Genomic DNA, 24,149 nt, shown 5'->3' with positions numbered 1-24,149 from the left:
TAATTCTCCTTTGCTTACTCAGCGCCGCCAACGAAATCGATGTCAGCACCAGCAGCTAAAGTTACATAGGCTTTTTTCCAATCGCTACGACGACCAACACGGCCACCAGTGCGCTTAGTTTTGCCTTTGTTTACCAAAGTGCGGACACTATCAACTTCAACTTCGAATAGCTGAGCTACAGCAGCTTTAATCTCTGCTTTAGTCGCATCGATTGCTACGCGGAAAACTACAGTGTTGTTTTTCTCAGCTAGTACAGTACTCTTTTCAGAGATATGTGGAGCAAGAATAACTTTTAGCAAACGTTCTTCGGTGATCATGCTAGCATCTCCTCGATTTGCTTCACTGCATCAGCAGTAACAAGAACAGTGTTGAACGCGATTAGACTAACTGGGTCTAGACCCGCTACGTCACGTACGTCAACCTTGTATAAGTTGCGTGCTGCTAAGAATAAATTCTCATCAACATCTGCAGTAACAATTAGAACGTCTTCTAAGTTCATTTCTTTCAGTTTAGCTTTAAGCTCTTTAGTTTTAGGAGCTTCAACACCAAAAGATTCAACAACGACTAAACGCTCTTGACGTACCAATTCAGAAAGAATGCTCTTTAAAGCACCACGGTACATCTTTTTGTTAACTTTTTGGCTGTGATCTTGAGTTTTAGCAGCGAATGTTACGCCACCGCCACGCCAGATCGGGCCTTTAACACTACCGGCACGAGCTCGGCCTGTGCCTTTCTGGCGCCAAGGCTTTTTGCCTGAGCCAGTTACTTCCGCACGAGTCTGTTGAGCACGAGTGCCCTGACGCGCGTTTGCAGCGTAAGCTACAACTACCTGATGAACCAATGCCTCGTTAAAGTCACGGCCGAAGGTAGTTTCGGAAACTTCAAGAGCGCTTTGCGCGTCTTTCAATACCAATTCCATTACTATCTCCTCAGACCTATGCTTTAACGGCTGGCTTGATAATCAAGTCACCATTGGTAGCGCCAGGAACAGCACCTTTTACCAATAACAAGTTACGCTCTGCATCTACACGTACAACGTCTAGATTTTGAGTAGTTACTTGCTCGGCACCCATGTGGCCAGACATTTTCTTACCTTTGAAAACGCGACCAGGTGTCTGGTTTTGACCGATAGAACCATTAGATCTATGAGCCAAAGAGTTACCATGTGTCATATCTTGAGCGTGGAAATTCCAGCGTTTAATACCGCCTTGGAAGCCCTTACCTTTAGATTGACCAGTAACATCAACTTTTGCTGTATCTGCGAAGATATCAACATTAAGTTCAGCACCAACTTCAACGCCTTCACATTCACCATCAGCCAAACGCAATTCCCATAAACCTCGACCGGCTTCAACGCCGCTCTTAGCAAAATGACCTGCTTCTGGTTTGGTGATGCGATTGGCTTTTTTGGTACCAGTAGTTACTTGAAGAGCACGGTATCCGTCAGTTTCTAAAGTTTTCACTTGAGTAACACGGTTACCAGCAATTTCAATCACTGTTACAGGGATAGAAGCGCCATCTTCTGTGAAGATGCGAGTCATACCCACTTTACGACCAATAAGACCGATAGCCATCTTTCAAACCTCTTCTAAGGATCTCAATTAACCTAAGCTAATTTGAACGTCGACACCAGCGGCAAGATCTAAACGCATTAATGCGTCTACAGTCTTTTCAGTTGGCTCTACGATGTCAACTAAGCGCTTGTGAGTACGAATTTCGTATTGGTCACGAGCGTCTTTGTTGACGTGCGGAGAAGTCAAAATGGTATAACGTTCTTTACGCGTAGGCAGTGGAATTGGACCACGAACCTGAGCGCCTGTACGCTTAGCAGTTTCAACGATTTCCGCTGTTGATTGATCGATCAAACGATGATCAAATCCTTTCAAGCGGATACGGATTCTTTGGTTCTGCATTGACCAGAGCTCCTAAAATGCACACATAAAAAATCACCCTCTAGCTTCTTCCCAATGGAAAAGCAGAGCGAGATGATTTAACCGTAGACTCCCAATCGGAGTCAATTATGAAAATGAATAATCCTTATGATTAAACATTATATTACACTGTCTAGGACAGCGAAGGGGAATTATACAGATATCAGATGAGAGATCAACCCCTTCGAACAAAAACTCTTCAATCTAGTTCATTTGTTCAAGGCGGTGGATTTTACAGGGATAAAAACAAAAAGCAATAAAAACAAAAAAGGAAGCCGAAGCTTCCTTTTTAAAGTGTTTACTAAAGGTCGCTATTAAGCAACGATTTTAGCTACAACACCAGCACCAACAGTACGGCCACCTTCACGGATAGCGAAACGTAAACCGTCGTCCATCGCGATTGGGTAGATTAGTGTAACAACCATCTTGATGTTATCACCAGGCATTACCATTTCTACGCCTTCTGGAAGCTCGATAGTACCAGTTACGTCAGTTGTACGGAAGTAGAACTGTGGACGGTAGCCTTTGAAGAATGGAGTGTGACGTCCGCCTTCTTCTTTGCTTAACACGTATACTTCTGATTCGAATGTAGTGTGAGGAGTGATAGTGCCTGGCTGTGCCAATACTTGACCACGCTCAACATCTTCACGCTTAGTACCACGTAAAAGAACACCACAGTTTTCGCCAGCACGACCTTCGTCAAGAAGCTTGCGGAACATTTCAACACCAGTACAAGTAGTCTTAGTCGTGTCTTTAACACCAACGATTTCAACTTCTTCACCAACGCGGATGATACCACGCTCAACACGACCAGTAACAACTGTACCACGACCTGAAATTGAGAAAACATCTTCAATAGGAAGTAGGAACGGCTTATCAATGTCACGCTCTGGCTCTGGGATGTACGAATCTAAAGCTTCAGCTAGTTCGATGATCTTTGGTTCCCAAGCTTCGTCGCCTTCAAGAGCTTTAAGCGCAGAACCTTGGATAACTGGTAAGTCATCACCTGGGAAGTCATACTCAGAAAGAAGTTCACGAACTTCCATTTCTACTAATTCAAGTAGTTCTTCATCGTCAACCATGTCACATTTGTTCATGAATACGATGATGAAAGGTACACCAACCTGACGTGAAAGCAGGATGTGCTCACGTGTTTGTGGCATTGGACCATCTGTAGCAGCAACTACTAAGATAGCACCGTCCATTTGAGCAGCACCAGTAATCATGTTTTTAACATAATCGGCGTGACCAGGACAATCTACGTGTGCGTAGTGACGTGTAGGTGTGTCATATTCGATGTGAGAAGTATTAATTGTAATACCACGCTCGCGCTCTTCTGGAGCGTTATCGATTTGAGCGAAATCACGAACGTCACCGCCGTATGCTTTCGTTAATACAGCTGAAATAGCTGCAGTTAGAGTAGTTTTACCATGGTCGACGTGACCAATTGTACCCACGTTTACGTGTGGTTTACTACGTTCAAATTTTTCTTTAGCCACGATATATTCCTTTCTTTTCAGAAGTGCTCGAGTACGAGCTATATAACATTTAGTTAAGCACCTAAATAATTTTAGGTACGTGATTCAATAATCGCATTTGCAATGTTTGATGGTGCGTCAGCATACTTAGCAAACTCCATAGAGTAAGAAGCACGCCCCTGAGTTGCACTACGCAAATCAGTAGCATAACCAAACATTTCTGAAAGCGGTACGGTAGCATGGATAATTTTAACACCACCCAAGCCGTCGTCCATTCCATCAATCACACCTCGACGTCGGTTTAAATCACCTACTACGTCGCCCATGTTATTTTCAGGAGTGGTAATTTCCACTTTCATTGTTGGTTCTAGTAACACAGGGCTTGCTTCTAGCGCACCCTTTTTGAAGCCCATTGAACCAGCAATCTTGAAAGCCATCTCATTTGAATCGACATCATGGTATGAGCCATCAAATAAAGTTACTTTCACATCGAGCATAGGATAACCGGCTAAAACACCGTTTTTCATTTGCTCTTGAATACCTTTGTCTACTGAAGGGATGAATTCACGAGGAACTGCACCGCCAACAATTTCATTGACAAATTCATAGCCTGCACCATCTTCCAATGGTTCAATCTTCAACCAAACATGACCAAATTGACCACGTCCGCCAGATTGGCGTATGAATTTACCTTCCACTTCAACTGAAGAGCGAATTGTTTCACGATAGGCAACCTGAGGTTTACCAACGTTACATTCGACATTAAATTCGCGACGCATACGGTCTACGATAATATCTAAATGTAATTCACCCATGCCAGAAATCAATGTTTGAGCTGACTCTTCATCAGTTTCCACTCTAAAAGAGGGATCTTCAGCCGCTAACTTTTGTAGCGCAATCCCCATTTTATCTTGGTCTGCTTTAGAGCGAGGCTCAACGGCAATGGTAATTACAGGTTCTGGAAACTCCATACGCTCTAGAATCACTTTGTGATCGTTTGCGCAAAGAGTATCGCCTGTTGTCACTTCTTTTAAACCAATTGCCGCAGCAATATCACCAGCACGAACTTCTTTCAGCTCTGTACGGTCATTTGCATGCATTTGTACGATTCGACCTACTCGTTCACGTTTCTGTTTAACAGAATTGTAAACTGCAGCACCCGACTCTAGTACGCCTGAATATACACGGATAAAGGTTAAAGTTCCAACAAATGGATCAGTCGCAATTTTAAACGCTAACGCAGCAAATGGTGCGTTATCGTCTGATGGGCGTTCCACTTCATTCTCATTCTCATCGACACCCTTAATAGCAGGAACTTCGACAGGAGCAGGAAGATAGTCAACTACCGCATCCAACACCGCTTGAACACCTTTGTTCTTAAAAGCAGAACCGCAAGTTGCTAAAACGATTTCGTTGTTAATAGTGCGCTGACGTAGTGCAAGTTTTATCTCTGACTCAGATAAAGTGCCTTCTTCAAGATACTTTTCCATTAATTCATCAGAGGCTTCTGCTGCACTTTCCACTAGATACTCATGCATCTCTTCAGCCTTGGCTAAAAGATCTGCAGGAATTTCTTCATAAGAGAAAGTCGTTCCCTGATCTTCTTCAGACCAGTTAATCGCTTTCATCTTAATTAAATCAATAACCCCTTTGAAGTTCTCTTCTGCGCCAATATTCAATTGAATCGGAACACAAGTAGCACCTAAGCGATTACGGATTTGGTCAATGACACTATCGAAGTCAGCACCTGCACGGTCCATCTTATTGACGAACACCATACGAGGGACTTCATACTTGTTAGCTTGACGCCAAACAGTCTCTGATTGAGGCTCTACGCCTGATGAACCGCAGAATACAACTACAGCTCCATCAAGTACGCGTAATGAGCGCTCTACTTCAATAGTAAAATCAACGTGACCAGGGGTATCGATGATATTAATGCGATGTTCGGTGAATTGAGCATCCATACCACGCCAGAAGGTTGTTACAGCAGCTGAGGTGATAGTAATACCACGCTCTTGCTCTTGTACCATCCAGTCTGTAGTAGCGGCGCCGTCATGCACCTCACCGATTTTATGAGACAAACCGGTATAGAACAGAACACGTTCTGTTGTGGTAGTTTTACCTGCATCCACATGAGCAACAATACCGATATTACGATAACGCTCAATTGGGGTTGTACGAGCCACTATTTATACCCTCTCACCTAAAGCAAATGCTTTAGAAAATATCAACAATATGGAGTGGGCTAACGCCCACTCCATCAAATTACCAACGGTAATGAGCAAAGGCTTTGTTAGCTTCAGCCATGCGATGCACGTCTTCACGCTTCTTAACAGCAGTACCTTTGTTTTCAGATGCATCTAACATTTCACCTGCTAGACGTAGAGCCATAGATTTTTCACCACGCTTGCGAGCAGCTTCAACTAACCAGCGCATCGCTAGTGCGTTACGACGCACTGGACGAACTTCACATGGTACTTGATAAGTTGAACCACCAACACGACGAGATTTAACCTCGACTGAAGGGCGAACATTATCAAGAGCTGCTTCAAGGATACTTAAATGTTCTTCGCTTTTCTTTTCAGCGACAACATCAAGAGCCTTGTAGATAATTTTTTCAGCAGTTGACTTTTTACCGTCAACCATAATGACGTTGATGAACTTAGCCAACAACTCACTTTTAAACTTTGGATCTGGTAGGATTTTACGTTGTCCTACAACGCGACGTCTTGGCATAACAATTCTCCGTATGCTTCAGGTATTTCCAAAACTGGAATATTTTTAACTAGCTTGGCCTTACTTAAACGGACAAGTTATGACTTAGGACGCTTAGCACCGTACTTAGAACGGCCTTGGCGACGAGCACTAACGCCAGCACAATCTAATGCACCGCGAATAGTGTGGTAACGCACACCCGGTAGATCTTTAACACGACCGCCACGGATTAGAATTACACTATGTTCCTGCAAGTTGTGACCTTCACCACCGATGTACGAAGTAACTTCGAAACCGTTAGTTAAGCGAACACGTGCTACTTTACGTAGTGCAGAGTTAGGTTTTTTAGGTGTTGTAGTGTAAACACGAGTACAAACACCACGTTTTTGTGGACACGAATCCAACGCTGGCACATTAGTCTTTTCGACTTTTGGCGAGCGAGGCTTACGTACCAACTGGTTTACAGTTGCCATGAATAGCTCCGTTCAGTTGAATAATCTCAACAATTTTGTGTGAAAAATCTATATCCCACTATGATGGGACGCGAAAGTTTAGAAAGGTAATGGCCAACTGTCAAGAAATAGACAACTTTTCGTGCAATTTCCAATAAAAAAGGCGCCAAAGGCGCCTTTTTTTAACATAACGTTTACTTTAGTCAGCACTTCCGGCCAAGTTAAGTAAGTCGGCTAAGTTTTTCTCTGCTTCACTTGCAGTGATTACTGGTGCTTCTGCACCTTCATCTTTAACATTAGCACGCGCTTCGTTACGAGCGGTGTGATACGCATAACCTGTACCAGCTGGGATTAGACGACCAACAATTACGTTTTCTTTCAGACCACGCAATTGGTCACTCTTACCACCAACAGCAGCTTCAGTCAGTACACGCGTCGTTTCTTGGAACGATGCAGCTGAGATGAATGATTCAGTAGCCAAAGAAGCTTTGGTAATACCTAATAATTCACGCTCAAACTTCGCAGGTGCTTTACCTTGAGCTTCAAGCTCACGGTTAGCAATCTTCACGCGAGAAACTTCTGCTTGTTCGCCTTCTAAGAAGTTTGAATCACCAGCATCAGTGATTAAACACTTACGTAGCATTTGGCGAATGATAACTTCAATATGCTTATCATTGATTTTTACACCCTGTAGACGGTAAACGTCTTGGACTTCATCAACAATGTAGTTAGCAACATGATGGATACCACGTAAACGTAAGATGTCATGTGCAGCTTCAGGGCCATCAGCAATAACTTCACCACGTTCAACTTTTTCACCTTCGAACACATTAAGATTACGCCATTTAGGAATCATCTCTTCGTAGTGCTCGCTACCATCAGCTGGGCTGATGACTAGGCGTACTTTACCTTTTGTCTCTTTACCAAACGAGATGGTACCTGAGATTTCAGCAAGAATAGCGGGTTCTTTTGGCTTACGAGCTTCGAACAAGTCAGCAACTCGTGGCAGACCACCGGTAATATCGCGTGTTTTAGACGATTCTTGAGGAATACGTGCTAATGCGTCACCAACGTTGATTTGCGCGTTATCATCTTTAGCTACAATCGCGTTACCCGGTAAGAAGTATTGCGCTGGTACGTCAGTACCAGGGATCATAAGATCATTGCCAGCAGCGTCGATTAGACGGATAGCTGGACGCATTTCTTTACCTGCTGTAGGACGAGCACCTGGATCAATAACAACAACCGAAGAAAGACCAGTTAAGTCGTCTGTTTGACGCGTCATAGTAACGCCTTCAATCATGTCGACAAATTTAACCGTACCAGCAACTTCTGAAATGATAGGGTGAGTATGTGGATCCCAGTTCGCAATAATTGCGCCTGAAGTCACTTCCGTATCTTCTAGTTGCTCTAGCACCGTACCATAAGGTACACGGTAACGTTCTTTCTCACGACCAAGTTCATCAATAATCGCAACTTCAGAAGAGCGCGATACGATAACTAGTTTGTTCTCGATGCTAGTAACGTGTTTTGCGTTATGTAACTTCAGAGTACCACTGTTTTTAACTTGAACATTGTTATCAGCTGAGTCACGAGACGCTGCACCACCAATATGGAAGGTACGCATCGTAAGCTGTGTACCTGGCTCACCAATTGATTGAGCAGCTACAACACCGATTGCTTCACCGTGGTTAATGATATGACCACGTGCTAAATCACGACCGTAACAAGCAGCACATACACCAAAGTCGGTTTCACAAGAAATAACAGAACGAACGATAACTTCATCGACGCTATGCTCTTCTAATAGATCACACCAAGCTTCATCTAGCAATGTGTTACGTGGAGCAAGTACTTTTTCAGTACCAGGCTCAAGTACGTCAACAGACACTACGCGACCTAGAACACGTTCACGAAGCGGCTCTTTAACATCACCACCTTCGATCAACGGCTTCATAGTTAAGCCACCCACTGAACCACAATCATCTTCAATTACAACTAAATCTTGTGCAACATCAACAAGACGACGAGTTAGGTAACCCGAGTTAGCTGTTTTAAGTGCGGTATCGGCAAGACCTTTACGCGCCCCGTGAGTAGAGATGAAGTATTGTGATACGTTCAGACCTTCACGGAAGTTCGCAGTAATTGGGGTTTCGATGATTGAGCCATCCGGCTTAGCCATCAGACCACGCATACCCGCTAACTGACGAATCTGTGCAGCACTACCACGAGCCCCCGAGTCAGCCATCATATAGATGCTGTTAAACGAATCTTGCTCTTCTTCTTCGCCATCACGATTAATAACAACTTCTTTTTTCAAGTTGTCCATCATCGCTTTAGAGATTTTATCGTTGGTGCTTGCCCAAATATCGATAACTTTGTTGTAACGCTCACCAGCGGTAACTAGACCTGATTGGAACTGCTCTTGAATTTCAAGCACTTCACGTTCAGCTTCTTCAACTAAAGTATACTTCTCATCCGGAATAACCATATCGTTGATACCAACAGAGGCACCTGAGATAGTCGCATAACGGAAACCGGTATACATTAATTGGTCAGCGAAGATAACAGTATCTTTAAGGCCTAATGTACGGTAACAAGTATTCAGCAATTTCGAGATCTGCTTCTTACCCATGTTCTGGTTAACCAGTTCAAATGGTAAGCCTTCTGGCAGGATCTGCGATAACAACGCACGACCGACTGTAGTATCTACTACATTCAGAGTTTGTGTTTTCTCGCCGTTAGCATCAATTTTTGTTTCAGTTAAACGAACTTTAACGCGAGCATGCAATTCTGCAGCGCCGGTAGCGTAAGCCTTTTCAACTTCATCAACTGACATAAATGCCATACCTTCACCGCGACCGTTAACACATTCACGGCTCGTGTAGTAAAGACCTAATACAACGTCTTGTGACGGAGTAATTACAGGCTCACCATTTGCTGGAGAAAGAATGTTGTTAGTCGACATCATTAACGAGCGTGCTTCTAATTGAGCTTCAAGCGTTAACGGTACGTGCACAGCCATTTGGTCACCATCGAAGTCGGCGTTATATGCCGCACATACTAATGGATGCAATTGGATTGCTTTACCTTCAATAAGAACTGGCTCAAATGCTTGAATACCCAGTCTATGAAGTGTTGGTGCACGGTTTAGCATTACTGGATGTTCACGAATAACTTCGTCTAGTACATCCCATACTTCTGCTTGTTCACGTTCAACCATTTTCTTAGCAGCTTTAATAGTCGTAGCTAAACCGCGACCTTCTAATTTGCCATAGATGAATGGTTTGAATAGCTCAAGTGCCATCTTCTTAGGAAGACCACACTGATGCAGACGTAAAGTAGGACCTACGGTAATAACCGAACGACCAGAGTAATCTACACGCTTACCAAGTAAGTTCTGACGGAAACGACCTTGCTTACCTTTGATCATATCAGCCAAAGATTTAAGAGGACGCTTGTTAGAACCTGTAATAGCACGACCACGACGACCATTATCTAATAGCGCATCAACAGACTCTTGTAACATACGCTTTTCGTTACGTACGATAATGTCTGGTGCAGCTAGATCCAATAGTCGTTTTAGACGGTTGTTACGGTTGATTACACGACGGTAAAGGTCGTTCAAATCAGACGTAGCAAAACGTCCGCCATCTAGTGGAACTAGAGGACGTAAATCAGGTGGTAGAACTGGTAAAACTTTTAAGATCATCCACTCAGGCTTGTTGCCAGAAGTGAAGAATGCTTCCATCAGTTTAAGGCGCTTAGTGACCTTCTTACGACGGGTTTCAGAGTTAATTGACGGTAACTCTTCACGCATTTGATCAATTTGTTCTTCTAAATTGATAGCACGTAGCAAGTCTAAGACTGCTTCAGCACCCATTTTAGCTTCGAACTCGTCACCGTATTCTTCTAATGCATCAAGATATGTTTCTTCTGTCAGCATTTGGCCGCGTTCAAGGCTGGTCATGCCAGGCTCGATCACTACAAATGATTCAAAGTACAGTACGCGTTCAATATCACGTAATGTCATATCAAGCATCAAACCGATACGACTCGGAAGTGATTTCAAGAACCAAATATGGGCAACAGGGCTTGCAAGATCAATATGACCCATACGCTCACGACGTACTTTAGTCTGTGTAACTTCAACGCCACACTTCTCACAAATAACACCACGGTGCTTTAAACGTTTGTATTTACCACACAAACATTCGTAATCTTTTACAGGACCGAAAATACGCGCACAGAACAAACCTTCACGCTCAGGTTTGAAAGTACGGTAGTTAATGGTTTCTGGCTTTTTAACTTCACCAAAAGACCAAGAACGGATTAGGTCTGGCGAAGCCAAACCAATTTTAATACCGTTAAATTCTTCAGTCTTACTTTGCTGTTTAAGAAACTTTAATAAGTCTTTCACGTTTCTCTCCTGAAGGAGTTAAACCAGATGCTTTGCTAAGCAAAGCATCCTTGGTTACCAAACATTGCTTAAGAGCGATGCTTACTCTTGATCCAACTCGATATTAATACCAAGTGAACGAATTTCCTTCAACAATACGTTGAAAGACTCAGGCATGCCTGGGTGCATCTGATGGTTACCGTCGACGATGTTTTTATACATCTGAGTACGACCATTAACGTCATCTGATTTAACCGTTAGCATTTCCTGAAGAGTATATGCAGCACCGTATGCTTCTAGTGCCCATACTTCCATCTCACCGAAACGCTGACCACCGAATTGAGCTTTACCGCCCAATGGTTGTTGTGTAACTAAGCTGTACGAACCGGTAGAACGGGCGTGCATCTTGTCATCAACTAAGTGGTTCAATTTGAGCATGTACATGTAACCAACAGTTACTTTACGCTCAAATTCGTTACCGGTACGGCCGTCACATAATGTTAACTGGCCAGAATCAGGTAAGCCTGCAAGTTCAAGCATTTGCTTGATCTCTTTCTCTTTAGCACCATCGAAAGCTGGCGTAGCAACTGGTAAACCACCTTTAAGGTTTTTAGCCAGACGCAATACTTCATCGTCAGTGAATGAGTTGATGTCGACTTTCTGTAGAACTTCGTCACCTAATTCATATACTTGGCGGATGTAGTCGCGCAGTTCAGCAAGTTCACGTTGCTCTTCAAGCATAGCAGTAATACGATTACCGATACCCTTAGCTGCAGCACCTAAGTGAACTTCTAGTACCTGACCAATGTTCATACGCGATGGTACGCCCAATGGGTTTAGTACGATATCAACTGGATCACCAGTTTCATCGTATGGCATGTCTTCGATAGGGCAAATCTTAGAGATTACACCTTTGTTACCGTGACGACCCGCCATCTTATCACCAGGCTGGATAGTACGTTTAACTGCAAGGTAAACCTTAACAATCTTAAGTACGCCAGGTGCTAAGTCATCACCTTGGGTGATTTTGCGACGTTTAACTTCAAACTTCTTATCGAAGTCAGCTTTAAGCTCTTCATGTTGCTCGGCTAATTGCTCAAGCTCAGTTTGCTTAACTTCGTCATCGATAACTTGAATTAATACATCTTTACGTGGTAACTCAGCTAATTTAGCTTGAGAGAAACCAACAGATAGTAATAAATTACGTGCACGGCTCAAAACACCTTCTTCAAGGATTTCGAACTCTTCGCCTAAATCTTTACGCGCTTGGCTAACATGCATCTCTTCAATTTCAAGCGCACGTTTATCTTTTTCGATACCGTCACGAGTGAAAACTTGAACATCGATGATAGTCCCTTTAACTGAGTTAGGGACACGTAATGAGCTGTCCTTAACGTCAGAAGCTTTTTCACCGAAGATTGCACGCAAAAGCTTCTCTTCTGGAGTCAGCTGGGTTTCACCTTTAGGTGTCACTTTACCAACTAGAATGTCGCCGCCTTTAACTTCTGCACCGATGTAAACGATACCTGACTCATCTAGTTTAGACAGTGCAGATTCACCTACATTTGGAATATCAGCAGTAATTTCTTCGCTACCTAATTTCGTATCACGAGCAATACATGAAAGCTCTTGGATATGAATAGTAGTGAAACGATCCTCTTGCGCTACGCGCTCAGAGATTAAGATCGAATCTTCGAAGTTATAACCGTTCCAAGGCATGAATGCGATACGCATATTTTGACCAAGAGCCAAGTCACCTAAATCGGTAGACGGGCCATCGGCTAATACATCACCACGAACAATTGGATCACCAACAGAACAACAAGGACGTTGGTTAATACAAGTGTTTTGGTTAGAACGAGTGTATTTAGTCAAGTTGTAGATATCGATACCAGCTTCACCTGGAGTCAATTCTGCTTCGTTAACTTTCACTACGATACGGCTAGCATCAACATAGTCGATAACACCGCCACGCTTCGCAGCTACAACAACACCTGAGTCAACAGCAAGTGTACGCTCAATACCAGTACCAACAAGAGGCTTATCAGCTCTTAAAGTAGGTACGGCTTGACGTTGCATGTTTGCACCCATCAATGCACGGTTAGCATCATCGTGTTCTAAGAACGGAATAAGTGATGCCGCAACAGAAATGATCTGTTGTGGTGATACATCCATATATTGGATATCAGCAGCACGCATAAAGGTAGATTCACCTTTATGACGACATGCGATTTGCTCTTCAAGCATACGGTTTGAAGAATCAATTTCGATGTTTGCCTGCGCAATCACATAACGGCCTTCTTCGATTGCTGATAAGTATTCAACTTCATCAGTAACCACACAATCAACAACCTTACGATAAGGCGTTTCTAGGAAGCCATACGAGTTAGTACGAGCGAAACTTGCCAACGAGTTAATTAGACCAATGTTTGGTCCCTCTGGCGTTTCGATTGGACATAAACGACCGTAGTGAGTTGGATGCACGTCACGTACTTCGAAACCAGCACGTTCACGTGTTAAACCACCAGGACCAAGTGCCGAGATACGACGCTTATGCGTCACTTCTGACAACGGGTTGTTTTGGTCCATAAACTGTGACAATTGCGAAGAACCAAAGAATTCTTTCACAGCCGCAGAAATAGGCTTAGCATTGATTAGATCTTGTGGCATAAGCTCATTCAGATCGCCTAAAGATAGACGTTCACGAACAGCACGCTCAACACGAACTAGACCAACACGGAATTGGTTTTCAGCCATTTCACCAACGCTACGAATACGACGGTTACCTAGATGGTCAATATCGTCGACTTCATCGTAACCGTTACGGATTTCGATGATTTTCTTCATAACGTGTACGATGTCTTCTTTAGACAGTACGCCTGCACCTTCATCTTCAGAAATCTCAAGACGACGGTTGAACTTCATACGACCTACTTTAGATAAGTCATAACGTTCTTCACTGAAGAACAAGTTCTGGAATAAGCCTTCAGCTGCATCTTTGGTTGGTGGCTCACCAGGACGCATCATGCGGTAGATTTCAACTAATGCTTCTAAGCGGTTAGTTGTAGAATCAATACGTAATGTGTCTGAGATATATGCACCATGATCAAGATCGTTGATAAACAAAGTATCAACTTCTTTAATACCCGCTAAAGAAAGTTTAGCTAGGTCTTCAAGGGTGATTTCAGCATTTGCGCTAACAAGTACTTCACCAGTATCTTCATCAATGTAATCTTGAGCAGCATATTTACCAACAATGTAATCAACTGGTACTTCAAGTTCAGTTGTGTTGGATTTTTCAAGCTGTCTGATGTGACGAGCAGTAATACGACGACCAGTTTCAACTAATAAGTTGCCATCCGAGTCTTTGATGTCATAGCTTGCAGTCTCACCACGAAGGCGATCTGGCACAAGTGCCATAACAAGTGAATCTTGCTTAATCTTGAACTCAATACGTTCAAAGAATAAGTCTAAGATTTCTTGAGTTGAAAACTCTAATGCACGTAAGATGATAGTCGCTGGTAATTTACGGCGACGGTCAATACGTACAAATAAGGCATCTTTTGGATCAAATTCAAAGTCAAGCCATGAACCACGGTAAGGAATAATACGTGCGTTATAAAGCACCTTACCAGAAGAGTGGGTTTTACCACGGTCATGATCAAAGAATACACCTGGAGAACGGTGTAACTGAGACACGATAACACGCTCAGTACCATTGATAACAAAAGTACCATTATCAGTCATTAATGGGATATCACCCATATAGACTTCTTGTTCTTTAATATCTTTAACTGTGCCTGGTGCAGCTTCACGGTCATATAAAACCATACGCAGTTTAACGCGTAATGGAGCTGAATATGTAACACCGCGGATCTGACACTCTTTCACATCAAAAACTGGCTCGCCTAGCTTGTAACTGACATATTGCAGTTCAGAGTTGCCAGAAAAGCTCTTGATGGGAAAAACGCTACGGAATGCAGCTTCAAAGCCGCGTTCACCCGTAGGATCTTGATCGGTGAACTTCTTAAAAGAGTCTAATTGAATAGACAACAGGTACGGAATATCCAAAACTTTTGGACGTTTGCCAAAGTCTTTACGAATACGCTTCTTTTCAGAATAGGAGTAAACCATGGGTTTCCTCTACTTACGAGATGTGACCAAGACTGAAATAATACAAAGATTAAATCAGCACGTTTGCCCATCACCGTTGATGGCAAGAACCTAACCAGTAATCTCTGCTAGGAACTGCTAATAACTGGCGACAAACGGTGAATAAAAAATCGCCTGCGCATATAGCGCAAAAAAGGCCGACGGTTAAAAAACCGCCAGCCTCCGCCCGATTACTCGGGAGGTGGTAAGTTAGAGTATAACTTACTTAACTTCTACTTCAGCGCCAGCAGCTTCTAAATCGCCTTTAAGGGCTTCTGCTTCTTCTTTAGTGATAGCTTCTTTAACTGCAACTGGTGCAGACTCAGCCATTGCTTTAGCTTCTTTCAGGCCAAGACCTGTAGCGCCACGAAGTGCTTTAATTACAGCAACTTTGTTAGCACCGAATGAAGTCATAACAACGTCAAATTCGGTTTGCTCAGCAGCAGCACCGCCAGCGTCGCCGCCAACAGCAACAGCAGCAGCTGCAGCAGAAACGCCGAATTTTTCTTCCATTGCTTCGATTAGTTCAACAACTTCCATTACAGACATTTCTGCGAAAGCTTCTAAGATTTGGTCTTTTGTGATAGACATAACAAAAAATTCCTATTGTACTGAATTCAATTAATTTAAGCGGCTAATAAAATATTATGCTGCTTCTTTTTGATCGCGAAGAGCGGCCAATGTACGAACAAACTTGCCAGCAGATGCTTCTTTCATAGTCATCATCAACTGAGCTAGTGCTTCGTCGTAAGTTGGTAATTTCGCTAAACGATCAATATCTGCTGCAGGGATTACTTCCCCTTCAAAGGCTGCTGCTTTAATTTCAAACTTTTCTTGTGCAGTTGCGAAATCTTTTAGAAGACGCGCTGCAGCACCTGGGTGCTCAGTAGAAAATGCAATTAAAGTAGGACCAGTAAACGTGTCAGACAGGCACTCAAAATCAGTACCAGCTACAGCGCGTTTAACTAATGTATTACGTACTACGCGTACATAAACACCAGCTTCACGAGCTGCTTTACGCAGACCGGTCATCTCACCTACAGTTACACCGCGTGAATCGGCAACAACTGCAGATAAAGCACCTTTGGCTGCTTCGTTGACTTCAGCAACAATCGCTTTTTTGTCTTCGAGTCTTAATGCCATTGGCTTTACTCCTGGATTCTACCTAGGGATATCCCTAGTATTTACCATATTAAACACTTATGTGTTTAACGACTTACGGTGCAGATTTCCAGCAGAACAAAATCTATCTGGGGGGTCTGACACCGTCTACGTAGGAAATTAAGTTATCCTAAGAAAACACCTACGGTCTTGGACGGAAATCTGTTTTTAACGTTGTCAAAAACAGACCTCAACCCACAAAGTGCGCGGATTATACACTAACCCACTCACTTTGTATATTACTTAAGGTCTTCCAATGTAGCTTGGTCAACCACAACACCTGCACCCATAGTGGTAGAGATGCTGACTTTTTTCACGTATACACCTTTAGCAACTGCAGGCTTAGCCTTTTTCAGTGCTGCGACTAACGCTTCTAAGTTTTCTTTAAGCTGTGCTGGTTCAAAATCCACTTTACCGATAGTAGTGTGGATAATACCATTCTTGTCGTTACGGTAACGAACTTGACCGGCTTTGGCATTTTTAACTGCATCAGCAACGTTTGGCGTTACTGTACCAGTTTTAGGGTTAGGCATTAGACCACGTGGGCCTAAGATTTGACCTAACTGACCAACAACGCGCATTGCATCTGGAGATGCGATCACTACGTCGAAGTTCATTTCGCCAGCTTTAACTTGTGCAGCTAGCTCGTCCATACCAACTAACTCTGCACCAGCTTCTTTAGCTGCTTCAGCGTTTGCGCCCTGTGTGAACACAGCAACACGAACTTCACGGCCAGTACCATGTGGTAATACTGTAGCGCCACGAACGTTTTGGTCTGATTTACGAGGGTCAATACCTAGGTTAACAGCAACGTCAACACTTTCTACGAATTTAGCAGTAGCAAGTTCTTTTAATAAAGAAACAGCTTCATTGATATCGTAGCTTTTAGTTCCGTCGATTTTCTCGCGGATTACGCGCATGCGCTTAGTTAGCTTTGCCATTATATTAGTCCTCTACTACCAAACCCATTGAACGTGCAGTACCTTCAATTGAACGCATCATAGCTTCAACATCAGCACCAGTCATATCAGCCGCTTTAGTTTCAGCAATTTCCTGAACAGCGCTGCGCTTGATAGTTCCAACTTTCTCGGTATTTGGACGGCCAGAACCAGACTTTAGACCGGCAGCTTTCAACAATAAGAAAGATGCTGGAGGAGTCTTAGTTTCGAACGTGAAAGAACGATCGTTGTATACAGTGATAACTACAGGAATCGGCATACCTTTGTCGAACTTTTCAGTACGAGCGTTGAATGCTTTACAGAATTCCATGATGTTCACACCTTTTTGACCTAGAGCAGGACCAACTGGTGGAGACGGGTTTGCAGCACCGGCTGCTACTTGTAGCTTAATATAAGCTTCAATTTTCTTTGCCATGTCGACATTTCCTCAATTTGGGTTCAAACGCTATCGGCTACATGCCAATGAGCTCCCCTTGAAAACAACGGGTGCGGATTATACTAAAATCCGCACCCGCAAACAAACACTATTTGTATTTAATTTAATCAGTTCTTTTCAACTTGCTGGAAGTCTAACTCTACAGGAGTTGAACGACCGAAGATCATTACTGAAACCTTGACACGGTTTTTATCGTAATCAACTTCTTCGATAGTGCCATTAAAGTCAGCAAATGGACCATCGTTAACACGAACAACTTCACCAGGTTCAAACATAACGCGATGAGTTGGTGACTCGACGGTATCTTGTAAACGCTGAAGAATGGCATCCGCTTCTCTATCTGAAATAGGTGCTGGACGATCTGATGTTCCACCAATGAAGCCCATTACGCGAGGAATGCTTTTCACTAAGTGCCAGCTTTCGTCATTCATTTCCATCTGGACTAATACATAGCCAGGAAAGAATTTACGTTCGCTTTTGCGACGTTGACCATCACGCATTTCAACTACTTCTTCAGTCGGTACAAGAACCTCTGCGAAGTAATCTTCCATGTTGTGCATCTTAATATGTTCAAGCAAAGTTTTTACCACTCGGCCTTCATAGCCAGAGAATGCTTGAATGACATACCATCTTTTTTTAGCTTCTGTTGCTTCAGTCATGTAAATGCCTATACGCCAGTAATTAGGTTAACAACGCGCAATAGTACCCAGTCGAAACCCCAAAGGATAACGGCTACGACAGCTGTTGCAGCAAGAACAATGAATGTTGTGTTTAGCGCTTCTTGACGCGTAGGCCAAACCACTTTACGTACTTCAATGTGAGCTTCACGAGCGAAAGATAAAGCTTCTTTACCTTTCACAGTTTGCAGAGCAATAAAGCCTGCAATAACAAAGGCAACAATTACGCCTAATGCGCGTACTACAACACTGGCTTCGCCAAATGCTTGGTTGCCAATAACAGCGGCGGCAATCAATATAACTGCAATGCCCCACTTAACAATATCCAGAGGATTATTCTGGTTTTCAGTATTTGTCGTCATCGGTTGGTTCCGTTACTCACTAAGACCTGAGCTTAAATTTGATAAATATGTACCATTTTATCAAATAGTACTTCCGAGTTTAGCCACGAAAAGCATCAGCTCAGGGTCAAAAATCGGCCATAGATTGTATTCTTATTCTCGTCAGTTCGCAAGGTCGACACTAGAGAACATAAGCAAAACTTAAAAAAAATCTGTAAAACAAAAAAAGGAAGCCGAAGCTTCCTTTTTAAAGTGTTTACTAAAGGTCGCTATTAAGCAACGATTTTAGCTACAACACCAGCACCAACAGTACGGCCACCTTCACGGATAGCGAAACGTAAACCGTCGTCCATCGCGATTGGGTAGATTAGTGTAACAACCATCTTGATGTTATCACCAGGCATTACCATTTCTACGCCTTCTGGAAGCTCGATAGTACCAGTTACGTCAGTTGTACGGAAGTAGAACTGTGGACGGTAGCCTTTGAAGAATGGAGTGTGACGTCCGCCTTCTTCTTTGCTTAACACGTATACTTCTGATTCGAATGTAGTGTGAGGAGTGATAGTGCCTGGCTGTGCCAATACTTGACCACGCTCAACATCTTCACGCTTAGTACCACGTAAAAGAACACCACAGTTTTCGCCAGCACGACCTTCGTCAAGAAGCTTGCGGAACATTTCAACACCAGTACAAGTAGTCTTAGTCGTGTCTTTAACACCAACGATTTCAACTTCTTCACCAACGCGGATGATACCACGCTCAACACGACCAGTAACAACTGTACCACGACCTGAAATTGAGAAAACATCTTCAATAGGAAGTAGGAACGGCTTATCAATGTCACGCTCTGGCTCTGGGATGTACGAATCTAAAGCTTCAGCTAGTTCGATGATCTTTGGTTCCCAAGCTTCGTCGCCTTCAAGAGCTTTAAGCGCAGAACCTTGGATAACTGGTAAGTCATCACCTGGGAAGTCATACTCAGAAAGAAGTTCACGAACTTCCATTTCTACTAATTCAAGTAGTTCTTCATCGTCAACCATGTCACATTTGTTCATGAATACGATGATGAAAGGTACACCAACCTGACGTGAAAGCAGGATGTGCTCACGTGTTTGTGGCATTGGACCATCTGTAGCAGCAACTACTAAGATAGCACCGTCCATTTGAGCAGCACCAGTAATCATGTTTTTAACATAATCGGCGTGACCAGGACAATCTACGTGTGCGTAGTGACGTGTAGGTGTGTCATATTCGATGTGAGAAGTATTAATTGTAATACCACGCTCGCGCTCTTCTGGAGCGTTATCGATTTGAGCGAAATCACGAGCTTCACCACCGTAGACTTTGGTCAATACTGCTGAGATAGCAGCGGTTAGAGTAGTTTTACCATGGTCAACGTGACCAATTGTACCCACGTTTACGTGTGGTTTACTACGTTCAAATTTTTCTTTAGCCATGATATTGCCTCAATCCAGAGTCTTGGTAATGAAAACACATATAGAAAAAATCCGATGCATGAAATGACATCGAATCGATTAGTTTTTGGTGATTAAGTTTAGCATAAGACAGGGCGTGCTGATTTAAAGGATTTGATTGACTTAATAGTTCTTTTAAACGAACTATTAAGCAATCAAGTCGTTCAGCAATTTGGAGCGGATGGCGGGAATCGAACCCGCGTTATCAGCTTGGAAGGCTGGAGTAATACCATTATACGACATCCGCGCAACCTGAATAAGGCTACCTAACTACCTTTAAAAATGGTGGAGGGAGAAGGATTCGAACCTTCGAAGGCTGAGCCGTCAGATTTACAGTCTGATCCCTTTGGCCACTCGGGAACCCCTCCAGAAAAATGGTGCCGGCACCAAGAGTCGAACTCGGGACCTACTGATTACAAGTCAGTTGCTCTACCAACTGAGCTATGCCGGCTAATCATTTCGGAAACGGATATTAGGTAAATGTTGGCGCAAGTGCAATAGGAAATGCATAAAAAAGCTAAAAAAAGTCTTAAATGTCGCTTTTTTGGGCTTTATTTCTTAAAGAAGGATAAAAATAAAGCAATTTGTTCAAGTCTCTATAAGTAAGATGACTTTAGCTATTGTTCAAAATAAATTGGTGGTGTACTGTGCCTGACCTAAGGAAAGGAAGATATGACAGCCAACAATACATTACATCAAGCACTTTATTTTTCATTTCTTCGCCAACAATGGGCCGAATTACGAAATTCTGTGCCTTTGACACTCAGCGAAGAAGAGTTAGCTAACTTACGTGGCATGAACGAACAGCTCTCATTAGATGAAGTTACTGACATATATCTACCCCTTAGCCGATTACTAAACCTTATCATTGATTCAAAGCAACAGCGCGGCGTTGTCCTTGATCAATTCTTAGATCACAAGCCAACAAAATCACCCTATATCATCAGTATTTCTGGTAGCGTCGCTGTAGGTAAAAGTACCACAGCACGAATTTTACAAACACTTCTGCAACGCTGGCCAGAACATCCTAAAGTCGAACTGGTAACCACTGATGGTTTTTTATATCCATTAGCAGAGCTTACACATAACAATCTACTAAAACGCAAAGGTTTTCCTGAAAGTTATGACATGAAAATGCTCATCGACTTTATTTCAGCAGTTAAAGCAGGTGAACCTAATGTTAGTGCTCCTTTGTATTCTCATGTCACGTACGACCGGTTAACAGATCAAGTTCAGAATATAAACCAGCCAGACATTTTGATTATTGAAGGCCTAAACGTACTCCAAACCGCTTTAGACCCAAGCCCTGAAAGTCGAAGTAGCTTTCTGTCTGACTATGTAGACTTCTCAATATATGTGGATGCAGAAGAAACACTATTAAAAGAATGGTATCAACAACGCTTCTTAAAGTTCAGGCAGGGAGCATTCAGTGACCCTAATTCGTTCTTTCATCATTACTCACAGCTTTCTGATAACGAAGCCAATGCTACAGCTGCTCATATTTGGGATACCATCAATGGACCAAACTTACAGACCAACATCAAGCCTAGTAGAGAGCGAGCAAATTTAATCCTAAAAAAAGCGGCCAACCATCTGGTCGACCGCGTTTTATTACGTAAATAGCTGAGAATTATTGCCCTACTTTGCTCTTAGACTTATCTCACCGCCAATGTAAGGGCTTATCACACCATCCGTTTCAACAAGGACGGCTCCTTGTTTGTCTATGCCTTTACAAACTCCAGATACCGACTGCGGCGCCATCAATAAGCTAATTTCTTTATTATAAAACAAATCGTACTCTTGCCAATGCGGTATAAAAGGTTCCAAACCTTCTAATTCAAAACGAGACAAATCTACTTTTAGTTGCTTATGAATTGCGATCAACATAGCAGTCTTATCAGGCATTGAATTTAAGGACGTTAAGTCACTCCATGGTTGATCAATCAATTGAGCATGCAGATCTGACATGCTCATATTAATACCGAAACCTATCACCAGGTTACACTCATCAATTGAATGGCCAGAAAGCTCAATTAAAATACCAGCAAGCTTCTTATTGTCGCGATATATGTCATTCGGCCATTTAACGCCTAAGCCATCAACATCAAACTCTTTTAATGCGCTAACAATTGAACATGCTACAACAAGGCTCAACCCCATCGCGGCATTCATACCCTGGCTCAATCGCCAAAACATTGAGGCATAAACATGTTGCCCATATGGAGAAATCCATTGCCTCCCTCTTCTGCCTCTACCTGCTGATTGAAACTCAGCGATACAGATATCGCCATTTTTCAATTCATCGGTATGCTGAAGCATAAATGCATTGGTACTTTCTATTTCGTCGAAATAAAAGCAACGATTTTCGATGTTATCTATCAGCTTAGTTTTATCAAAAAGCGGCAGCTGTTTAGGTAATTTATATCCCTTTCCTTTTACACTAAATACATCAACGCCATAATCAGCTAATTGGGCAATATGATTATTAACAGCAGTTCTAGAAAGGCCGACTTTTTGTGCGATTACTTCACCTGAGATATATTCTTTATGGTCCAATAATTCGATGATCTGTGTCTTTTTATCCCAATGCTCATTCATTACAAAGTCACCTCTCCTGTTGAGCCAATAATTCTTGGTTCAGGCTCTAATTGAATTCCAAATTTTGTAAACACAATATCTATGATTGAATTAGCCAAGTTACAAATATCAGCACCTACTGCAGTATCTAAATTAACAAGCACTAACGCCTGCTTATCATGTACAGCAGCTCGCCCTTGCTTAAACCCTTTCAAACCTGCTTCATCTATCAACCAGCCAGCTGCAACCTTAATTTTTCCATCCGCCTGTGCATAACCAACTAAATCAGAATATGTTTTTAATAACTCCAAATACTCGGAGGCTTCTATAATAGGATTTTTAAAAAAACTACCAACGTTGCCAATTATTGATGGGTCAGGCAATTTACTCTTTCTTACTTCACAGACGGCATCAAATACTGCTTCAGGCGTTACTGTTTCAATATTTAAATGCTGCAGTGGCCCGTATGTTAAATTCGGTTGCCAAAGTTTAGGCAGTTTGAATTGAACTTCAGTTATTAGCGCTTTGCTTTTAAGTTCACTCTTGAAAATAGATTCACGGTAACCAAAGTGGCATTTATCCGAAGTTAACGTATAGCTGTCGAAACAATCTAAATCTAAATAGGCTACTTGCTCGCAAAATTGATTCATTTCTACACCATAAGCACCAATATTTTGAATTGGTGAGGCTCCTACAGAGCCTGGAATAAGTGCTAGATTCTCTAAACCGTGAAAACCATGTTTCAAACAAAAGTGAACAAAAGAATGCCAGTTTTCGCCAGCCTGTACTGTCAGATAAAAATATTGGTTATCTTCAGAAACCTCTATACCTTTAGTATCAACTTTAATCACCACGCCATCGAAGTCGCTGGTGAAGACAACATTGCTGCCTCCACCTAAAATCATCACAGGTGAATTTTGGCTAGTAGCATTCAGATATACTGCCTTAAATTCATCAATGCTAGTAACTTGAACTAGCTGCTGGCAATTTTGCGCTAAAGATAGAGTGTTAAAGGGTTTTAAGCTAACAGACATATACGAATACTTAGAAAAATGATGAGCTATTGTACCCTGCCATTTTTAATAACACTATTAGGCAAAGTAATGGAGGATAAATTTTAAATTTTTAATATTACCACATCTAAACATAACTAACTTTAGCCCCAAAAAACGTTACGTCAGTCACGGGTTATCTGCTCTCTTGAAAAGAGAAATTAGGCGCTTGGCGATGACCTACTTTCACATGGGCATATCAATCACACTGTCAGCTGTTGATATGTCTAAACTTGAGCTTTAGCTTCGTTTCTGAACATGTTTATCTTAAATGACAGACACAAAAAAGCCCGTTACGTGAGTAACGGGCTATCTGCTCTCTTAAAAAGAGAAATTAGGCG

The 24,149-nt window shown here is 42.5% G+C and carries 20 protein-coding genes and 3 tRNA genes; 1 reads left to right on the top strand and 22 read right to left on the bottom strand.

The features are described from left to right. Positions 1 to 14 precede the first annotated feature (14 nt). The 20 genes from rplW to K5Q58_RS17565 all read right to left on the bottom strand — a co-directional run bounded on the left by rplW (position 15) and on the right by K5Q58_RS17565 (position 20,630). Complete coding sequence (gene rplW, locus K5Q58_RS17660) at positions 15 to 317, bottom strand: 50S ribosomal protein L23 (protein ID WP_102529388.1); 303 nt, start codon at positions 315 to 317, stop codon at positions 15 to 17. Next, complete coding sequence (gene rplD / locus K5Q58_RS17655) at positions 314 to 919, bottom strand: 50S ribosomal protein L4 (protein WP_055026507.1); 606 nt, start codon at positions 917 to 919, stop codon at positions 314 to 316. The genes rplW and rplD overlap by 4 nt, the downstream gene beginning before the upstream one ends. Positions 920 to 935: 16 nt before the next feature. Next, positions 936 to 1,574 (bottom strand): 50S ribosomal protein L3, encoded by a 639-nt coding sequence (gene rplC / locus K5Q58_RS17650; RefSeq protein ID WP_102529389.1) that lies wholly within the window; start codon positions 1,572 to 1,574, stop codon positions 936 to 938. Between the two features lie 27 nt (positions 1,575 to 1,601). Further along, positions 1,602 to 1,913 carry a 30S ribosomal protein S10 gene (gene rpsJ / locus K5Q58_RS17645; RefSeq protein ID WP_055026509.1) on the bottom strand — a complete coding sequence of 104 codons (312 nt, stop codon included), beginning with the start codon at positions 1,911 to 1,913 and terminating at the stop codon, positions 1,602 to 1,604. A gap of 332 nt (positions 1,914 to 2,245) precedes the next feature. Further along, a complete protein-coding gene (gene tuf / locus K5Q58_RS17640) occupies positions 2,246 to 3,430 on the bottom strand; it encodes an elongation factor Tu (RefSeq protein ID WP_220755197.1) in 1,185 nt (394 codons plus the stop codon). A 71-nt stretch (positions 3,431 to 3,501) separates the two neighbouring features. Beyond that, positions 3,502 to 5,598, bottom strand: a complete 2,097-nt coding sequence (gene fusA, locus K5Q58_RS17635) for an elongation factor G (protein ID WP_220755196.1) — start codon at positions 5,596 to 5,598, stop codon at positions 3,502 to 3,504. Positions 5,599 to 5,677: 79 nt separating this feature from the next. Next, complete coding sequence (gene rpsG / locus K5Q58_RS17630; RefSeq protein WP_220755195.1) at positions 5,678 to 6,148, bottom strand: 30S ribosomal protein S7; 471 nt, start codon at positions 6,146 to 6,148, stop codon at positions 5,678 to 5,680. Between the two features lie 77 nt (positions 6,149 to 6,225). After that, entirely contained in the window at positions 6,226 to 6,600 is a 375-nt protein-coding gene (gene rpsL / locus K5Q58_RS17625; RefSeq protein WP_102529393.1) for a 30S ribosomal protein S12, read from the bottom strand. Positions 6,601 to 6,778: 178 nt separating this feature from the next. Then, a complete protein-coding gene (gene rpoC, locus K5Q58_RS17620; protein ID WP_220755194.1) occupies positions 6,779 to 10,999 on the bottom strand; it encodes a DNA-directed RNA polymerase subunit beta' in 4,221 nt (1,406 codons plus the stop codon). An 81-nt stretch (positions 11,000 to 11,080) separates the two neighbouring features. Then, entirely contained in the window at positions 11,081 to 15,112 is a 4,032-nt protein-coding gene (gene rpoB / locus K5Q58_RS17615; protein ID WP_220755193.1) for a DNA-directed RNA polymerase subunit beta, read from the bottom strand. Positions 15,113 to 15,352: 240 nt separating this feature from the next. After that, positions 15,353 to 15,721 carry a 50S ribosomal protein L7/L12 gene (rplL, locus tag K5Q58_RS17610; RefSeq protein ID WP_153916631.1) on the bottom strand — a complete coding sequence of 123 codons (369 nt, stop codon included), beginning with the start codon at positions 15,719 to 15,721 and terminating at the stop codon, positions 15,353 to 15,355. 54 nt (positions 15,722 to 15,775) lie between these two features. Further along, positions 15,776 to 16,273, bottom strand: coding sequence for a 50S ribosomal protein L10 (gene rplJ / locus K5Q58_RS17605; RefSeq protein WP_220755192.1), 498 nt, complete (start codon positions 16,271 to 16,273; stop codon positions 15,776 to 15,778). Positions 16,274 to 16,530: 257 nt separating this feature from the next. Further along, a complete protein-coding gene (rplA, locus tag K5Q58_RS17600; RefSeq protein WP_220755191.1) occupies positions 16,531 to 17,232 on the bottom strand; it encodes a 50S ribosomal protein L1 in 702 nt (233 codons plus the stop codon). A 4-nt stretch (positions 17,233 to 17,236) separates the two neighbouring features. Further along, complete coding sequence (gene rplK / locus K5Q58_RS17595) at positions 17,237 to 17,665, bottom strand: 50S ribosomal protein L11 (protein ID WP_055026515.1); 429 nt, start codon at positions 17,663 to 17,665, stop codon at positions 17,237 to 17,239. A gap of 128 nt (positions 17,666 to 17,793) precedes the next feature. Next, positions 17,794 to 18,345, bottom strand: coding sequence for a transcription termination/antitermination protein NusG (nusG, locus tag K5Q58_RS17590; protein WP_153916628.1), 552 nt, complete (start codon positions 18,343 to 18,345; stop codon positions 17,794 to 17,796). An 8-nt stretch (positions 18,346 to 18,353) separates the two neighbouring features. Then, complete coding sequence (gene secE / locus K5Q58_RS17585) at positions 18,354 to 18,725, bottom strand: preprotein translocase subunit SecE (RefSeq protein WP_220755190.1); 372 nt, start codon at positions 18,723 to 18,725, stop codon at positions 18,354 to 18,356. Positions 18,726 to 18,976: 251 nt separating this feature from the next. Beyond that, complete coding sequence (gene tuf, locus K5Q58_RS17580; RefSeq protein WP_220755189.1) at positions 18,977 to 20,161, bottom strand: elongation factor Tu; 1,185 nt, start codon at positions 20,159 to 20,161, stop codon at positions 18,977 to 18,979. Positions 20,162 to 20,352: 191 nt separating this feature from the next. After that, a tRNA-Gly gene (locus tag K5Q58_RS17575) sits at positions 20,353 to 20,426 on the bottom strand. 36 nt (positions 20,427 to 20,462) lie between these two features. Beyond that, positions 20,463 to 20,547, bottom strand: a tRNA-Tyr gene (locus K5Q58_RS17570). Between the two features lie 7 nt (positions 20,548 to 20,554). Further along, a tRNA-Thr gene (locus K5Q58_RS17565) sits at positions 20,555 to 20,630 on the bottom strand. Between the two features lie 221 nt (positions 20,631 to 20,851). Here K5Q58_RS17565 and coaA point away from each other — a divergent pair. Continuing rightward, positions 20,852 to 21,802 (top strand): type I pantothenate kinase, encoded by a 951-nt coding sequence (gene coaA, locus K5Q58_RS17560; protein ID WP_220755188.1) that lies wholly within the window; start codon positions 20,852 to 20,854, stop codon positions 21,800 to 21,802. Positions 21,803 to 21,817: 15 nt separating this feature from the next. On the opposite strand, the gene birA is transcribed toward coaA, so the two are convergent. Then, entirely contained in the window at positions 21,818 to 22,777 is a 960-nt protein-coding gene (gene birA, locus K5Q58_RS17555; protein ID WP_220755187.1) for a bifunctional biotin--[acetyl-CoA-carboxylase] ligase/biotin operon repressor BirA, read from the bottom strand. Beyond that, positions 22,777 to 23,790: a UDP-N-acetylmuramate dehydrogenase gene (gene murB / locus K5Q58_RS17550; RefSeq protein ID WP_220755186.1), complete on the bottom strand. Its 1,014-nt coding sequence runs from the start codon at positions 23,788 to 23,790 to the stop codon at positions 22,777 to 22,779. The genes birA and murB overlap by 1 nt, the downstream gene beginning before the upstream one ends. Between the last annotated feature and the right edge of the window lie 359 nt (positions 23,791 to 24,149).

The sequence above is a fragment of the Shewanella sp. KT0246 genome, assembly GCF_019654955.1.
GTDB classification, from domain to species: domain Bacteria; phylum Pseudomonadota; class Gammaproteobacteria; order Enterobacterales; family Shewanellaceae; genus Shewanella; species Shewanella goraebulensis.
The sequence above is the reverse complement of the archived record's forward strand: the minus strand, read 5'-3'. Positions and strand labels throughout refer to the sequence as shown.

Excerpts from the sequence above, each read along its gene's own strand:
- rplA (WP_220755191.1), bottom strand. The coding sequence starts at position 17,232 with ATGGCAAAGCTAACTAAGCGCATGCGCGTAATCCGCGAGAAAATCGAC.
- rplL (WP_153916631.1), bottom strand. The coding sequence starts at position 15,721 with ATGTCTATCACAAAAGACCAAATCTTAGAAGCTTTCGCAGAAATGTCT.
- rpsG (WP_220755195.1), bottom strand. The coding sequence starts at position 6,148 with ATGCCAAGACGTCGCGTTGTAGGACAACGTAAAATCCTACCAGATCCA.
- rplJ (WP_220755192.1), bottom strand. The coding sequence starts at position 16,273 with ATGGCATTAAGACTCGAAGACAAAAAAGCGATTGTTGCTGAAGTCAAC.
- rplD (WP_055026507.1), bottom strand. The coding sequence starts at position 919 with ATGGAATTGGTATTGAAAGACGCGCAAAGCGCTCTTGAAGTTTCCGAA.
- rpoB (WP_220755193.1), bottom strand. The coding sequence starts at position 15,112 with ATGGTTTACTCCTATTCTGAAAAGAAGCGTATTCGTAAAGACTTTGGC.
- rpsL (WP_102529393.1), bottom strand. The coding sequence starts at position 6,600 with ATGGCAACTGTAAACCAGTTGGTACGTAAGCCTCGCTCGCCAAAAGTC.
- secE (WP_220755190.1), bottom strand. The coding sequence starts at position 18,725 with ATGACGACAAATACTGAAAACCAGAATAATCCTCTGGATATTGTTAAG.
- nusG (WP_153916628.1), bottom strand. The coding sequence starts at position 18,345 with ATGACTGAAGCAACAGAAGCTAAAAAAAGATGGTATGTCATTCAAGCA.
- tuf (WP_220755189.1), bottom strand. The coding sequence starts at position 20,161 with ATGGCTAAAGAAAAATTTGAACGTAGTAAACCACACGTAAACGTGGGT.
- murB (WP_220755186.1), bottom strand. The coding sequence starts at position 23,790 with ATGTCTGTTAGCTTAAAACCCTTTAACACTCTATCTTTAGCGCAAAAT.
- rplC (WP_102529389.1), bottom strand. The coding sequence starts at position 1,574 with ATGGCTATCGGTCTTATTGGTCGTAAAGTGGGTATGACTCGCATCTTC.
- rplK (WP_055026515.1), bottom strand. The coding sequence starts at position 17,665 with ATGGCAAAGAAAATTGAAGCTTATATTAAGCTACAAGTAGCAGCCGGT.
- rplW (WP_102529388.1), bottom strand. The coding sequence starts at position 317 with ATGATCACCGAAGAACGTTTGCTAAAAGTTATTCTTGCTCCACATATC.
- coaA (WP_220755188.1), top strand. The coding sequence starts at position 20,852 with ATGACAGCCAACAATACATTACATCAAGCACTTTATTTTTCATTTCTT.
- birA (WP_220755187.1), bottom strand. The coding sequence starts at position 22,777 with ATGAATGAGCATTGGGATAAAAAGACACAGATCATCGAATTATTGGAC.
- rpsJ (WP_055026509.1), bottom strand. The coding sequence starts at position 1,913 with ATGCAGAACCAAAGAATCCGTATCCGCTTGAAAGGATTTGATCATCGT.